Genomic DNA, 15504 nt, shown 5'->3' on the forward strand with positions numbered 1-15504 from the left:
GTATTAGTATCAGTTGCAGTTACACTTAAGGGTGGCTGACTATGCCATTTAATGCAAGTTTTATTGGTACATTAAATGCCGCACTTTTTTCAGGGTTTTTCCCGGATTGCTCAGGCTTTCATCGCCCCGCACTAAACCGCACATAAAGTGTATCTGTTATTCTTGCAGTTGCCCGCGACGCAAGCCTACACTCCCTGCGATTAATTGCAATCTTAAAAGTTGCAAATATTGGCCTGCAGGTCGTCTTTTCTATTTATCGCGGAATAACAACAATGATTACGAACCGGGTTCGTCAGGGGTTGACCCTGTCAGGGATGGTCATGTTTATCAGCCTGCTTAGCGGCTGTGATAAGGGTGTGGCGCAGAACGCCCCGCCGCCACCGCCTGAAGTAAGCGCCGCGCCGGTGCTCATCAAGCCGGTGAGCCAGTGGGACAACTTTAATGGTCGCGTTGAAGCGGTGCAGAGCGTGCAGCTGCGTCCGCGCGTCTCTGGCTACATCGAGTCAGTGAACTACCGCGAAGGGGATGAGGTTAAAAAAGGTCAGGTGCTCTTCACCATCGACGACCGGAGTTATCGTGCGGCGCTGGAACAGGCCCGGGCGGAGCTGGCCCGGGCGCGCAGCCAGGCGAGTCTGGCGCGCAGCGAATCGGGTCGCAGCGAGAAGCTGATTGGCACCCAGGCGATTTCGCGTGAGGTGTGGGAACAGCGTCGCGCTGCCGCCAGTCAGGCGCAGGCGGATGTACTGGCCGCCGAAGCCGCCGTCGATATGGCGCAGCTGAATCTGGACTTTACCCGCGTCACCGCGCCGATTGACGGTCGCGCCAGCCGCGCCATGATCACCCCCGGCAATCTGGTGACCGCCGGTGACAGCGCCAGTGTATTGACCACGCTGGTATCGCAGCAGCAGATGTATGTCTATTTCGACGTCGATGAAAACACCTTCCTGCACTATCAGGCGATGGCGCGTCAGGGCCAGCAGCGTCATGCGCTGCCGGTTGAGATTGCACTGGTCGGCGATCAGGGTTTCCCGCATCAGGGCAAGGTCGATTTCCTGGATAACCAGCTGACCGCCAGCACCGGCACCATTCGTATGCGCGCCCTGCTCGACAATCAGGCGCGTCAGTTTACACCCGGTCTGTTTGCCCGCGTGCGTCTGCCAGGCAGCGCGCAGTTCGAGGCCATGCTGATCGATGATAAGGCGGTGCTGACCGACCAGGATCGCAAATATGTCTACGTGGTGGATGGGGAAGGCAAAGCTCAGCGGCGCGATATTCAGCCCGGCGCGATGGTGGAAGGTCTGCGCATCGTCAAATCGGGTCTGCAATCGGGCGACCGGGTGATCGTCGCCGGACTGCAGAAAGTGTTTATGCCCGGCATGCCGGTCACTGCTCAGCAGGTCGCCATGCGTGCGGCAGCCGCTCACTAATTCGAGGCCGCTATGGACTTTTCCCGCTTTTTTATCGACCGGCCTATTTTTGCGGCGGTGCTGTCAATCCTGATCTTCGTGACCGGGGTGATTGCTATCCCGCTGCTGCCGATCAGCGAATATCCCGACGTGGTGCCACCCAGCGTGCAGGTGCGCGCCGAGTATCCTGGCGCTAACCCGAAAGTGATTGCAGATTCCGTGGCGACGCCGCTGGAAGAGGCGATCAACGGCGTCGAAAACATGATGTACATGAAATCTGTGGCCGGTTCTGACGGCGTGCTGGTGACGACCGTCACCTTCCGTCCCGGCACCGATCCCGATCAGGCGCAGGTTCAGGTGCAGAACCGCGTCGCGCAGGCCGAAGCGCGTCTGCCGGAAGATGTGCGGCGTCTGGGTGTCACCACCCAGAAGATGTCGCCGACCCTGACGCTGGTCGTCCACATGTTCTCACCCAACAATACCTACGATTCACTCTACCTGCGTAACTACGCCACCCTGAAGGTGAAAGATGAGCTGGCGCGTCTGCCGGGCGTCGGTCAGATCCAGATTTTTGGCGCGGGCGAATATGCGATGCGCGTCTGGCTGGACCCAAACAAGGTGGCGGCGCGTGGCTTAACCGCCTCAGACGTAGTGACCGCGATGCAGGAGCAGAACGTGCAGGTTTCTGCCGGTCAGCTCGGCGCCGAGCCGCTGAAAAAGCAGAGCGATTTTCTGCTGTCGATCAACACGCAGGGACGGCTGGAGAGCGAACAGCAGTTTGGCGACATTATCCTGAAAACCTCAGAAGATGGTTCGCTGGTGCGCCTGCGTGATGTGGCGCGTATTGAGATGGGGTCCGGCAGTTACGCCCTGCGCTCTCAGCTGAACAACAAAGATGCGGTCGGCATCGGTATCTTCCAGGCTCCGGGTGCCAACGCCATCGATCTCTCCAATGCGGTGCGCGCCAAAATGGATGAGCTCGCAACCCGTTTCCCCAATGATGTGAAATGGGCGGCTCCTTACGATCCGACGGTGTTTGTTCGTGACTCGATCAAAGCGGTAGTGCAGACCCTGCTGGAAGCGGTGATTCTGGTGGTGCTGGTCGTCATTCTGTTCCTGCAGACCTGGCGCGCCTCCATCATTCCCCTGCTGGCGGTGCCGGTGTCGGTGGTCGGAACATTCAGCGTGCTCTATCTGCTCGGCTTCTCGCTCAATACCCTGAGCCTGTTCGGGCTGGTGCTGGCGATCGGGATCGTGGTGGATGACGCCATTGTGGTGGTGGAGAACGTTGAGCGTAACATCGAGATGGGCCTGTCGCCGCGCGCGGCAGCCCATCAGGCGATGCGTGAGGTCTCCGGCCCGATTATCGCCATTGCGCTGGTGCTCTGTGCCGTATTTGTGCCGATGGCGTTCCTCTCCGGCGTGACCGGGCAGTTCTATAAGCAGTTCGCCACTACTATCGCGATCTCCACGGTCATCTCCGCCATTAACTCCCTGACGCTCTCTCCGGCGCTGGCGGCGATGCTGCTGAAAGATCATCACGCGCCGAAAGACCGGCTGACGCGGATTATTGATGCGCTGTTTGGCTGGCTGTTCCGGCCCTTCAACCGCTTCTTCCAGCGCAGCGCACATGGCTATGAATCACTGGTTGGCCGGACGCTGCGTCGGCGTGGCGCGGTGTTCGCGGTTTACCTGCTGCTGCTGGCCGGTGCCGGATTTATGTTCCACACCGTGCCGGGCGGCTTTATTCCGACTCAGGATAAGCTCTACCTGATTGGTGGCGTCAAGATGCCGGAAGGCTCCTCGCTGGCGCGCACCGATGAAGTGATCCGTAAGATGAGCGAAATCGGCATGCAGACTGAAGGCGTCGCCTATGCGGTGGCGTTCCCCGGCCTGAATGCCCTGCAGTTCACCAATACGCCTAACAGCGGCACGGTGTTCTTCGGCCTGAAACCGTTCAGCGAGCGTAAGCACACCGCGGCGGAGATTAACGCGGAGATCAATGCGAAGATTGCCCAAATTCAGCAGGGCTTTGGCTTCTCGATTATGCCACCGCCGATTCTGGGGCTGGGTCAGGGCTCAGGCTATTCGCTCTATGTGCAGGACCGCGCGGGTCTGGGTTACGGTGCGTTGCAGACGGCGATTAATACGCTGTCGGGCAGCATCATGCAGACGCCGGGGATGCACTTCCCTATCTCCTCCTATCAGGCCAATGTGCCACAGCTGGACGTCCAGGTGGATCGTGATAAAGCCAAAGCTCAGGGGGTGTCACTGACGGCGCTGTTCAGCACGCTGCAGACCTATCTCGGCTCCTCCTACGTGAATGACTTTAACCGCTTTGGTCGCACCTGGCGGGTGATGGCGCAGGCCGACGGCGAATTCCGCGACAGCGTCGAGGATATCGCTACCCTGCGCACCCGCAACGACCGCGGGGAGATGGTGCCGATTGGCAGCATGGTCAACATCACCACCACCTACGGCCCCGATCCGGTGATCCGCTACAACGGCTACCCGGCGGCCGATCTGATTGGCGATGCCGATCCGCGCGTGCTCTCTTCAGCGCAGGCGATGCGTCAGCTGGAAACGATGTCCGGTCAGCTGTTACCTAACGGCATGAACATCGAGTGGACCGATCTGAGTTATCAGCAGTCAACGCAGGGCAATACCGCACTGATTGTCTTCCCGATGGCGGTGCTGCTGGCCTTCCTGGTGCTGGCCGCGCTGTATGAGAGCTGGACGCTGCCGCTGGCGGTGATTCTGATTGTGCCGATGACCCTGCTCTCTGCCCTGTTTGGCGTCTGGCTGACCGGTGGAGATAACAACGTGTTTGTTCAGGTCGGACTGGTGGTGCTGATGGGGCTGGCCTGTAAGAACGCGATACTGATCGTCGAGTTTGCGCGCGAGCTGGAGATTCAGGGCAAAGGCATTGTAGAGGCGGCGCTGGAAGCCTGTCGTCTGCGTCTGCGTCCGATTGTGATGACCTCCATCGCTTTTATCGCCGGTACGGTGCCGCTGATTCTGGGTGAAGGCGCGGGCGCAGAGGTGCGCGGCGTGACCGGTATTACCGTCTTCTCCGGGATGCTCGGCGTGACGCTGTTCGGCCTGTTCCTGACCCCGGTGTTCTACGTCGCCCTGCGTAAGCTGGTGACGCGCCGGTCAGGTGATGCCGAAACCGTGACGGCGTAAACCCTCAACGTTGAAAGGGGCGATCGGATGATCGCCCCTTTTTTTGTCTGAGACTGGCAGCATGCCGGTTAACGCTGCTTTAATTTTTCGTTGAGCGCTTCAATGATAAAGGCATTCAGCGAGGTTTCATTTTGGGCCGCAGCCTGCGACAGCCGTACGCCGAGTGATTCAGGGTAGCGCAGCGTGAAGGTCTTAATTTTTTCCTGCTCCGCATAGGGATTAATGCCGGAGGCAGCGCAATCTTCCAGGTATTCGCGCAGCGATATCTCACCCTCTTTGTGCAGCCCCTGCACACTGTCTGAGACAAAATCACAGTAGCCTGACAGGCCAGTAAAGCGTCCACGGAACATATTGATTTCAGGGACATAGGTGATGACGGCAGGTTGCCCGGCGACAGTGATTGATGAATTTGAACGATTATTCATAGGGATCGACTCCGATACTTTCCAGCCATTCGCGCAGATTCACAACTGCGCCTTTATCCGTGTCTGGCGAGGGGTGTGGGCGATGAAAACGCGCTATTTTTCCGTTGAGAAGAAAGCGAACCCGCGAACCACTACCCTCTTTAATCTCGCCATCCAGCGCCCTGATGAGTGACTCAACTGCCTGCCATTTTAAGCCGGACGGCGGTGGCGTTTGAAAAATCTGCTCCAGTGTTTCACGCTGTTTCTTCCGTAATTTCCTGACGGCGGCGTTCATCCTGATCTCCGCGACTTCATACCATGAAGTCATTCTATTACGATCAATCAAGAGGTCAAGATGGGATTAACGGAGAGAGGTGACTGAGTGACAGATCTGATGAAAAATAGCTTAGCAATGTCTATTAAACAGCCATAAAAAAAGCCGCTCATCAGCGGCTTTTTTTTGCAGAGATCGTCAATCTCTTCGGGTTCAGGTTCCGGTACAGCAGTGCAGTTGCTGGTATCGCGCTTTTTCAGCTCATTCAGCGCATCGGCAACGGTGCGTTTTGCCAGCACATCCAGTGACGCCTGCTCGGCTTCATCGGCTATCGATTTAAAGTACCAGCAGAGGTTAGCACTGACCAGACAGCGCGGAGCGACGTCGGGACGCGCAGCCCAGATTTTTTTATCCTCAATGACGGAGACATAGATATCCTTGAGGGTAATCTCCGCAGCCGGACGGCCCAGATGAATCGAGCCGGTACGGCCCAGCGTGGAGACGATAATGCCATCACGGGTCAGCGGGACCATCAATTTTCGTATGAAACTGGGATTCGCTTCCAGCCCGTAGGCCAGAATCGCGCTGGTAGAGCGTTTTCCCATTTGCTCCGCCATCGCTACGCTCAGAACCATTTGCAAAGCTGTCGGGAAGCGGTAATCAAGCATTTATTTATCCTGAGTTGCGGTGCATCTTCTTGTTTTATTGCCGCATAAATGAACAATCAATGAGCAATAAATATAACAAACACTGTTGCTTTTTTGAAGCAAACCGGCAGTCACAAGGCACGTATTCACCAAAGGCAGAGGCCCGATAGCACAAGCTGCTTAGCCTGTTCACTGCCCTGTTCCGGCGGAATCTGAAGCCGGACGCCTTCACGCAGAACGGGTCGATGCCGCCGGTAATTGCTGCTTCAGTGCTATCACCAGTACCACGTTAAAGATTGCCAGGCCGCAAAGCAACCACAGCGTCGCCGTTGCGCCCATGCTTTCAATGACATATCCGCCAATCAGCGGCGTCAGTGCCTGCCCCATCAGTGCCGGGCGCGCCATCTTACCCATCACGATGGCGTAAGACTCTGGTTTGACCATCGCCAGCGGTAAAGTTCCACGCACGATGGCACGTAAGCCATTTCCTGCGCCATAAAGCACCATACTCAGCAGCGCCATCTGCGGCATTAATGCCAGCAACAGCAGGCCCAGCGCCACCAGCCCGACAGAAAAAAAGGCGGTACGGATAGGATGGCTGCGTTTAAAAGCGACATCGACAATACGGGAGCCAACCTGACACGGGCCGATCACGGCGCTGATCGCCAGCGCCGAAGCCAGCGTATGACCACTCGCCTGCAACAGCGTAATAAGCTGCACGGAAACGGCGGTCATGATCACCGAAGCCAGGGTAAAAATGGCGCAGAGCAGCCAGAACAGCGCTGGCGCGATCTCTGCCGTAGCTGGCTGCGCCGGACGCTTTTTTAATGACCGGGTGAGATGACCGGCAGGCAAGGCAAAGAGATAAGCAGGCAGCACGCACGCCACCATCAGCGCAGCAACGATCAGCGAGGCCTCCCGCCAGCCAAAACCGTGGATAAGCAGAGCCGTTCCCGGCCAGGCCAGCGTGGTGCAGAAACCGGAAATCAGCGTGATGCCGGTAATGGCAGCCCGAGCCTGACCGCCATAGCAGGTGCCCAGCGTGGCAAACAGTGCATCATACAGGCCCATCGCCATACCCACGCCGATAATGACCCAGGCAAACAGAAACAGTGGCAACGCGTGGCTGAGCGCCATGATGACCAGCCCCACCGCCATCACCAGCCCACTGAGTGCCAGCAGGAGACGGCCACCGGTACGGGCTATTATTCTGCCTGCCAGCGGTGACAGCAGGCCCGACACCAGAATCCCGAGCGACAGCGCACCGTAAATCCACTGCTGGGACCAGCCCGTTTCAGCCGCGATGGGGTTCGCCATCACCGCCATCAGGTAGAACGATCCTCCCCAGGAAAGGATCTGCACACAGCCCAGGGTAAAAATGGCCGCGATGCCCGGTTTAATGTTCTGATTCACATCGACTCTCTTCGTTAGCAGGCAAACCGTTTTATAGCATGTTCCGCAGGCAGCCTGCATGCATCACGCACTTCTGACCTGATGACCGGCAGTTCGCACGTTTTTGTATAGCAGATTTAAAGTATGTTGTAACTATACACACTTGCAACTGCCGCTGGCTTCTGCCACATTGTGGACGTTGTAACTATGGAGGCTCATCATGACGCGCTACGACTTAGTGGCTGATATGCATCAATGTGTTAACGACCTGGAGCAGGCGCTGGGTGAACTGCGGGAGCAGATTGAAGCGCAGCCGCTGCTGATCGCGCGCGTTTTCAGCCTGCCGCCAGTGGTGAAAGGTCGCGAGCATGACGCGATAACCCGCATTGCCGTTGAGCAGCATCTGGGCGACAGCGCGCGGAAGATGGCGCTCGACCACTACTGCCGCCTCTTTATGCAGCATCAGTCAGAGCAGCTGAGTACCAAGGCCGCCGTGCGTCTGCCCGGTGCCCTCTGCATTGAATGCGATGCAGAACGGGAAGCGGAGATCGGCGCGCTGGTCGATCTCATCAATCAGCTGAAAGCCCGACTGGAGCAGCTGATTACGGTGGAGTCCGGCTTGCCGAGTGAAGCGCGATTCGAGTTCGTTCACCAGCATCTGCGCGGGCTGATTACCCTGAATGCCTATCGCACCATCACCCTGCTCAGCGCCCCGGACAGTCTGCGGTTTGGCTGGGCCAACAAACACATCATCAAAAATCTTAAGCGCGAAGAGGTCATTGCCCAGCTGGAAAAAAGCCTGAAGGCGGGACGCGCCCAGGCTCCGTGGTCGCGCGAACAGTGGGCTGAGAAAGTGCAGGAGGAGCTGGCCAGCGTGCGCGCCCTGCCCGCTTCAGCCCGCCTGAAGATCAAGCGTCCGGTTAAAGTCCAGCCGGTGGCGCGCGTCTGGCGCGCAGAGGAGAAAAAGCAGACTCAGCTGGCCTGCCCGTCACCGATTCTGGTGATCTGCCGCGATCGCAGTCAGGTTCCGGTACTGGGCGAGTTGCTCAACTATGACGCCGATAACATTACCTATCGTCATAAACCGGCCGCTGAGCCGCTCAATCTGCTGATCCCCCGGCTGCACCTCTGGGTTGACTGCCCGGTTTAACAGAGAGGCCGGTGCAAACCGGCCTCATCGCGCATCACGTTACGACTTCATGCTGCCAACCATCTCTTCCGGCCGCACCCAGGCGTCAAACTCCTCTTCGGTAAGATAGCCGAGCTTCAGCGCTGAGCCTTTCAGGGTCAGCCCCTCTTTATGCGCCTTTTTGGCAATTTCGGCCGCTTTGTCATACCCGATATGGGTATTGAGCGCGGTCACCAGCATCAGTGATTCGTTGAGCAGCTGATCGATTCGCTCGCGCACCGGTTCAATGCCGATCGCACAGTGATGGTTGAAGCTGTCCATGCCATCCGCCAGCAGGCGAATCGACTGCAGGAAGTTATGGATAACCATCGGACGGAAAACGTTCAGCTCGAAGTTACCGGATGCGCCGCCCATATTGATCGCGACGTCATTGCCCATCACCTGACAGCAGAGCATGGTCATCGCTTCACACTGCGTCGGGTTTACTTTGCCCGGCATGATTGAGCTGCCAGGTTCATTTTCCGGAATGGCAATTTCCCCGATGCCGCAGCGCGGGCCGGACGAGAGCCAGCGAACGTCGTTGGCGATTTTCATCAGGGACGCGGCCAGACCTTTCAGCGCGCCGTGCGCATGCACCAGCGCATCACAGGTGGCCAGTGCCTCAAACTTGTTAGGGGCCGTAACAAACGGCTGCTGCGTCAGTTCGGCCAGCGCCTTCGCCACGCGCACCGCATATTCCGGGTGCGTGTTGAGGCCGGTGCCGACGGCGGTTCCGCCCAGAGCAAGTTCTGCCACGTGCGGAATGCTCTGCTCGATATGCTTCAGGTTGTGCTCCAGCATCGCTACCCAGCCCGAGATCTCCTGCCCCAGGGTCAGCGGCGTGGCATCCTGCAGGTGGGTACGGCCAATCTTAACGATATCTTTGAAGGCGTCGGACTTCTGGCTCAGGGTAGCTTTCAGCACGTGGATCTGCGGGATCAGCTGTTCACGCAGGGCGATCACGGCGGCAACGTGCATGGCGGTCGGGAAAACGTCGTTGGAGCTCTGGCTCTTGTTCACATCATCATTGGGATGGACCAGGCGCGACATCCCCCGCTCTCCGCCGAGTATCTCACTGGCGCGGTTCGCCAGCACTTCATTCATGTTCATATTGGTCTGAGTGCCGGACCCGGTCTGCCAGATTGCCAGCGGGAACTCATCACCATGTTTGTCAGCCAGTACCTCATCTGCCGCGCTGACAATCGCGTCTGCGCGGTCAGCAGGCAGCAGCCCCAGATCCCGGTTAACGCTTGCCGCGGCGCGCTTGGTCAGCGCCAGAGCATGAACCAGTGCCGTCGGCATCTTTTCTGTTGAAATGCGAAAGTGTTCCAGCGAGCGCTGCGTCTGCGCGCCCCACAGTTTGTCTGCCGGTACGTCGATGGGACCCATTGAATCTTTCTCAATGCGGTTGGCTGCCATGAATACGTCTCCTTAGCTTTGGTTTTAAAAATGACCGCCCGGCCGCGCTTCGCGTCTGGCACCAGGGCGTTCAGGATACTAATACACAATAATTTAACATTATCAGAGCTTAGCGTCCTTTTGCGCTGGATATGTATTTTTACCGGCGGTTTCTGCTTTAATACCGGCAATCATTTCGCGTGAGAAAGGGTTAAACGATGCAAAAAATGAACAACTCGCTGCAGAATTACGCGTGGGGCAGTAAAACGGCGCTGACGGCGCTCTACGGTATCGCGAATCCGGAGGGTCTGCCGATGGCGGAACTCTGGATGGGTGCACACCCGAAAAGTCCCTCTGCCGTCATGGATCAGGGCCGCGAACGTTCGCTGCGCGACGTGATTGATGCTGCGCCTGACGCCATGCTGGGCGAGGCGGTGGCACAGCGTTTTGGTGAGTTACCCTTCCTGTTCAAGGTGCTGTGCGCCGACCAGCCGCTCTCCATTCAGGTTCATCCCAGCAAACACGCCGCGGAAGCGGGCTTTGCCCGTGAGAACGCGGCGGGTATTCCACTGACAGCCGCCGAGCGCAATTACAAAGATGCTAACCATAAGCCGGAGCTGGTCTATGCGCTGACCCCGTTTCAGGCAATGAACGGTTTTCGTACAATCACGGAGATGGTTTCCCTGCTGGAGCCAGTGGCGGGCGCACATCCGCAGATTGCCCACTTCCTGCAGCATCCCGACAGGGAGACGCTGGCCACCCTCTTCCGGACCCTGCTCTCTCTGGAGGGGGACGCCAAATCGCTGGCGCTGGGCGTGCTGAAATCCGCACTTGACGCACAACAGGGTGAGCCCTGGCAGACTATCCGCGTTATCGCGGCGGAATACCCGGACGACAGCGGACTGTTTTCCCCGCTGCTGCTGAATGTGATTACCCTGCAGCCGGGCGAAGCGATGTTCCTCTATGCTGAAACTCCGCACGCCTATCTTAACGGCGTGGCGCTGGAGGTGATGGCGAACTCGGATAACGTATTACGCGCCGGGTTGACCCCGAAATATATCGATATTGCTGAGCTGATGGCGAACCTGAAATTTGAGGAGAAGCCTGCCAGCTCGCTGCTGACCCAGCCGGTCCAGCAGGGTAACGCACTGCGCTTCCCAATCCCGGTGGAAGATTTTGCCTTTGCCATTCATACCCTGAGTACAGAACCGCAGCCGCTGGCACAGCAGAGCGCCGCGGTGCTGTTCTGTATTGAAGGTCAGGCCGTGATCGCCAGCGCTGCGCAGCAGCTGACCCTGAAGCCGGGCGAATCATGCTTTATTGCGGCAAGCGAATCGCCGGTTACGGTCGCCGGAACGGGCCGGCTGGCGCGGGTATTTAACGAGTTGGGGTGAAGCGGCTGACGGCATCGCGGTTAACTGCTATTATTTCAATCTATTAGCGCTAAACGCCTGCGGGCGTTTTTCTTCGGTCGTCGGGGTTAACCTGCGGCATAAGCGGACTCAAGGATAAGGACGAATCAGCAATGAAAAAGACCAATGTTGCCGTAGGTGTCATCATCGCACTGGGCGTGATCTGGACAGGCGCGGCATGGTTTACCGGCAAGCAAATCGAAAGTCACAGGGATGAGCTGGTACAGAATGCCAATGCTCAGCTGAATGCTTATGCCCCAAACAGCCGACTGAAGATCAGCTATCAGGATTACCAGCGCGGCGTGTTCAGCAGCAAAGTAAACCTGGTGGTGCAGGCTGACTCGCAGACGGAAGATAATCCCCTGCTGAAGCCGGGTCAGAGCGTTATCCTGAATGAAACCATCGACCATGGCCCCTTCCCGTTCGCTCAGCTGAAGCACTTCAATCTGATCCCGAGCATGGCGTCGGTGCATACCGAACTGGCTAACACCGATGCGGTGAAGAAGCTGTTTGAGCTGACCGGCAACAAGTCGCTGATTAATGCAGACACCCGCATTGGCTACAGCGGTGCCACCGATACGGCGCTGCGCATACTGCCCGTGGATTATCAGAATGCACAAACCGGTGAGCGTCTGGCGACCAATGGCGGAACCTTCAATGTCAGCGCGGACAACAAAGGCGATAAAGTCTCGCTGGACAGTGACGTCGATAGCCTGGCACTGACCACTAAAAATGAGATGGGTCAGCCGGTTCTGTTTACCGTCAATGGACTGAAACTGAGCGGGAATACGCACCTCAGCCCGGAAGGCGTGCGGATCGGTGACCAGGCGGTGGATATTGAGAAGGTCAATGCCAGCATCAACGGTCAGGACGCTCTGACGCTTCACAAAATGAAAGGCAGCTCCTCTTTCGATAACAGCAACGGCAAGATTGGCGGCAATATCGATTATAAAGTGGAAAGCGTGCAGCTCCAGAAGCAGGACTTTGGTCAGGCGGCGCTGAAGATGAAGCTGTCACAGTTTGATGCGCAGGCGGTGAAAGCCTTCTCCGATCGTTACAATGCGCAGATGCAGACGTTGCTGAATCAGCCGGGGATTACCGAGGACCCGATGCGTTATCAGGCGGGCGTCCATCAGATTCTGATGAGCAATCTGCCCCTGCTGCTGAAGGGCTCGCCCTCTGTCAGCATCGCGCCACTGAGCTGGAAAAATGATAAAGGCGAGAGCACCTTTAACCTGACGGCGAATTTCAACGATCCGTCGACCGTGACCGGCGAAGCGCAGAGTCTCAGCGCGATGGTGGATCGGGTGCTGAAAACCCTGGACAGCAAGCTGACCATCAATATGCCAATGGCGACTGAAACCATGCATAAAGTGGGTCTGGCCGAAGGTTATCAGGCAGATGACGCGCAGAAGCTGGCCGATCAGCAGGTGAAAGGTCTGGCAGCCATGGGGCAGATGTTCCGTCTTACTCAGCAGCAGGATAACAATATCGTGACCAGCCTGCAGTACGCCAACGGCCAGGTGAACATGAACGGCGATAAGATGACGCTGGAACAGTTCCTCTCCCGCTATATGCTGGGCATGCCAACCAGCGAAGGGATGCCCCAGTAATTTTCTGAGCCCCTCTGAGGCGACCTTCGGGTCGCCTTTTTTATGCCTGAAGGCCGCGGCCCCCCTGTTTAACGCCGGTAGTGCGTAATTAAGCAGCATCCGGCGCCGCTGTTGCGCAAATAACTGGCGTGGTTGCGCAAGATATTTTTATAATGCTCTGCACTTCACCGACAACTCAGCGAGTGCGCCATGATCGATTTTAAAATTCCTCTGACTGACATTCATCGCCACCTTGATGGCAACATTCGTGCACAAACCATTCTCGATTTAGGCCGCCAGTTTAACCTTGCCCTGCCCGCCTCAACGCTGGAGACCCTGCGCCCGCATGTGCAGGTTGGCGAGAATGAACCCGATCTGGTGAGCTTTCTGCAAAAGCTCGACTGGGGCGTGAAAGTGCTGGGCGACCTGGATGCCTGCCGCCGGATTGCGCAGGAGAATGTGGAAGATGCGGCCCGTGCAGGCATTCATTATGCGGAACTGCGCTTCTCGCCAGGCTATATGGCGATGACCCACAATCTGCCGATTGCCGGCGTGGTTGAAGCGGTGATCGACGGCGTGCGTGCAGGCCGTCAGCAGCATGATGTTGATGTGCGCCTGATTGGCATCATGAGCCGTACCTTTGGCGAAGAGGCCTGCCTGAGTGAACTGGATGGTCTGCTGGCCCATCGCGATCACATCACGGCGGTCGATCTGGCGGGTGATGAGCTGGGCTTCCCGGGCAGTGAGTTTCTGAGCCACTTTAATAAGGCGCGCGACGCCGGTTTCCGCGTCACGGTGCATGCCGGTGAAGCGGCCGGCCCGGAGAGCATCTGGCAGGCGATTCGGGAGCTGGGCGCGGAGCGTATCGGCCACGGCGTGAAAGCCATTGAAGATCGCGCGCTGATGGATTTCCTCGCGGAGCATCATATCGGCATTGAATCCTGCCTGACCTCCAATATTCAGACCAGCACCGTGTCGTCACTGGCACAACATCCGCTGAAGACCTTCCTGGAGCATGGCATTCTGGCGACCATCAACACCGATGACCCGGCGGTTCAGGGGATTGAACTCGCCCACGAGTATCATCATGCCGCCCCGGCAGCGGGACTGAGCGCCGCACAGATCCGTCAGGCGCAGGAAAACGGTCTGACGATTGCGTTCCTCAGCGAAGCAGAGAAAGCGGCTATCCGCGCCCGCGTGCAGTAATCTGCCTGTGAGCCATAAATAACGGGCGGAAATCCGGCCCGTTATTTTGCTGCCATCCCTCCACTCCCGGAAAATATGACAAACACGTACAGGCTTAACGCGCAGGAAACAGGGTCAGAGGAGGAAAGCGTCCCGCGCCAGGACGGCGCGGGCCGAGCGAGCCAGGGATGGCGGCTTTTGCGACTTTCCGATCTGCCCCTGTTCCCTGCGCTGTCTCGATCTTACAGTTGCACCCGCTAACAAAACGGGCCGGAAATGCGGCCCGTTTTCAGTGCTGCGTCACACGCTGCGGATCAGACGCGCTTCAGCGACATCGTCTGGCGCTTCTCGGCGGATTGCAGACCCAGTTCGATCAACTCCATCACCTGAATCGCCTCTTCCGCGGTGACCGGATTGTTTCCGCGTCCGGCGATCGCATCCCGGATGCCCGCATAATAGGCCGGATAATTACCCGGCTGAGTCAGCTGGGTGGTTTCCGTCAGAGCATCGCCCTCGACCAGCGTCAGGGTGCCATCGCGCATGTCGTAGCCCCAATCCTCCTGTGGCGGGAAGTTCCCCGACTTCAGACGATCTTCCTGCGGGTCCAGACCATATTTGATGTAACTGCCTTGCGTGCCGTGAACGGTATAGCGGGCGGATTCCGCTGCCACCAGCATGCTGGCGTGTAACACCACCCGACGCTGCGGATAGGTCAGCGTGGCGTGGAAGTAGTCTGTGGTCTGCGCGCCCGGACGCATCTCCGCCAGGTCAACGTTGATGGCGACCGGCGGACCAAACAGCTGCAGCGCCTGATCCAGCAGATGCGGCCCCAGGTCATACCAGATGCCGCTGCCTGCGCCTTTCATTTCGCGCCAGCGGTTGCGCACTTCCAGACGGAAGCGGTCAAAGTGTGACTCGAAGTAGCGCACCTCGCCCAGCGTGCCTGCCTCAAGCAGGGATTTCAGCGTCAGAAAGTCGCTGTCCCAGCGGCGGTTGTGGAACACGGAGAGTAGCAGCCCTTTAGCTTTCGCCAGCGCATCCAGTTCGCGCGCCTGTGACAACGTCACGGTAAAGGGCTTATCGACGACGACATGCTTACCGGCATTCAGCGCCGCTTTCGCCAGTGGAAAATGCGTGTCGTTCGGGGTGGGAATCACAATTAACTGCAGGGTCGGGTCGTCCAGCAGCGCCTGAGGATCGGACACGACCTGAACGGCGGGCCAGTCGGCGTGGACTTTGCTGGCGTCGCTACTGGAGATGGCGGCCAGCTCAACGTCCGGCGTTCCCGCGATCAGCGGGGCGTGAAACGTTTTACTGGCAAAGCCGTAGCCGATCAGACCAACACGTAATTTATCGCTCATTTTGGTTCCTCGTTGTCGCTAACCTGAATGATTTAAGACCATTAACCAGGTGAGAACAAGGCGGAATTCCCCGAAAAAA

11 protein-coding genes and 1 pseudogene are annotated in these 15504 nt (G+C 57.9%); 6 read left to right on the forward strand and 6 right to left on the reverse strand.

What is annotated here, in order from left to right:
* Positions 1–272 precede the first annotated feature (272 nt).
* Together S7A_RS10190 and oqxB are read left to right on the forward strand one after the other, a co-directional pair.
* On the forward strand, positions 273–1427 hold the full coding sequence (locus tag S7A_RS10190) for an efflux RND transporter periplasmic adaptor subunit (protein WP_033736255.1): 1155 nt from the start codon (positions 273–275) through the stop codon (positions 1425–1427).
* 12 nt (positions 1428–1439) lie between these two features.
* Positions 1440–4592, forward strand: a complete 3153-nt coding sequence (oqxB, locus tag S7A_RS10195) for a multidrug efflux RND transporter permease subunit OqxB (RefSeq protein ID WP_009090302.1) — start codon at positions 1440–1442, stop codon at positions 4590–4592.
* A gap of 68 nt (positions 4593–4660) precedes the next feature.
* On the opposite strand, the gene S7A_RS10200 is transcribed toward oqxB, so the two are convergent.
* The 4 genes and pseudogenes from S7A_RS10200 to S7A_RS10215 all read right to left on the reverse strand — a co-directional run bounded on the left by S7A_RS10200 (position 4661) and on the right by S7A_RS10215 (position 7330).
* Positions 4661–5017: a type II toxin-antitoxin system HicB family antitoxin gene (locus S7A_RS10200; RefSeq protein ID WP_009090304.1), complete on the reverse strand. Its 357-nt coding sequence runs from the start codon at positions 5015–5017 to the stop codon at positions 4661–4663.
* Positions 5010–5291, reverse strand: a complete 282-nt coding sequence (locus S7A_RS10205) for a type II toxin-antitoxin system HicA family toxin (protein WP_009090306.1) — start codon at positions 5289–5291, stop codon at positions 5010–5012. The genes S7A_RS10200 and S7A_RS10205 overlap by 8 nt, the downstream gene beginning before the upstream one ends.
* A gap of 161 nt (positions 5292–5452) precedes the next feature.
* Positions 5453–5938 (reverse strand): annotated as a pseudogene (locus tag S7A_RS10210) (Rrf2 family transcriptional regulator); the annotation flags it as partial.
* Positions 5939–6145: 207 nt separating this feature from the next.
* Positions 6146–7330, reverse strand: coding sequence for an MFS transporter (locus tag S7A_RS10215; RefSeq protein ID WP_009090310.1), 1185 nt, complete (start codon positions 7328–7330; stop codon positions 6146–6148).
* Between the two features lie 199 nt (positions 7331–7529).
* Between S7A_RS10215 and tus the strand changes: the two genes are divergently transcribed.
* Complete coding sequence (gene tus, locus S7A_RS10220) at positions 7530–8459, forward strand: DNA replication terminus site-binding protein (RefSeq protein WP_009090311.1); 930 nt, start codon at positions 7530–7532, stop codon at positions 8457–8459.
* 39 nt (positions 8460–8498) lie between these two features.
* Here the strand turns inward: tus and fumC are convergent, their stop codons facing one another.
* Positions 8499–9896 (reverse strand): class II fumarate hydratase, encoded by a 1398-nt coding sequence (gene fumC, locus S7A_RS10225; RefSeq protein ID WP_009090312.1) that lies wholly within the window; start codon positions 9894–9896, stop codon positions 8499–8501.
* 197 nt (positions 9897–10093) lie between these two features.
* On the opposite strand from fumC, the gene manA reads away from it, so the two are divergent.
* The 3 genes from manA to add all read left to right on the forward strand — a co-directional run bounded on the left by manA (position 10094) and on the right by add (position 14085).
* Positions 10094–11269, forward strand: a complete 1176-nt coding sequence (manA, locus tag S7A_RS10230; protein WP_009090314.1) for a mannose-6-phosphate isomerase — start codon at positions 10094–10096, stop codon at positions 11267–11269.
* Between the two features lie 131 nt (positions 11270–11400).
* Complete coding sequence (locus tag S7A_RS10235; protein ID WP_009090316.1) at positions 11401–12900, forward strand: YdgA family protein; 1500 nt, start codon at positions 11401–11403, stop codon at positions 12898–12900.
* Between the two features lie 189 nt (positions 12901–13089).
* Entirely contained in the window at positions 13090–14085 is a 996-nt protein-coding gene (gene add / locus S7A_RS10240) for an adenosine deaminase (RefSeq protein ID WP_009090317.1), read from the forward strand.
* A 293-nt stretch (positions 14086–14378) separates the two neighbouring features.
* Here the strand turns inward: add and S7A_RS10245 are convergent, their stop codons facing one another.
* Positions 14379–15425, reverse strand: coding sequence for an oxidoreductase (locus S7A_RS10245; RefSeq protein ID WP_009090319.1), 1047 nt, complete (start codon positions 15423–15425; stop codon positions 14379–14381).
* Positions 15426–15504 lie beyond the last annotated feature (79 nt).

The sequence above is a fragment of the Pantoea sp. Sc1 genome, from assembly GCF_000255315.1.
Taxonomy (GTDB): Bacteria; Pseudomonadota; Gammaproteobacteria; order Enterobacterales; family Enterobacteriaceae; genus Pantoea; species Pantoea anthophila.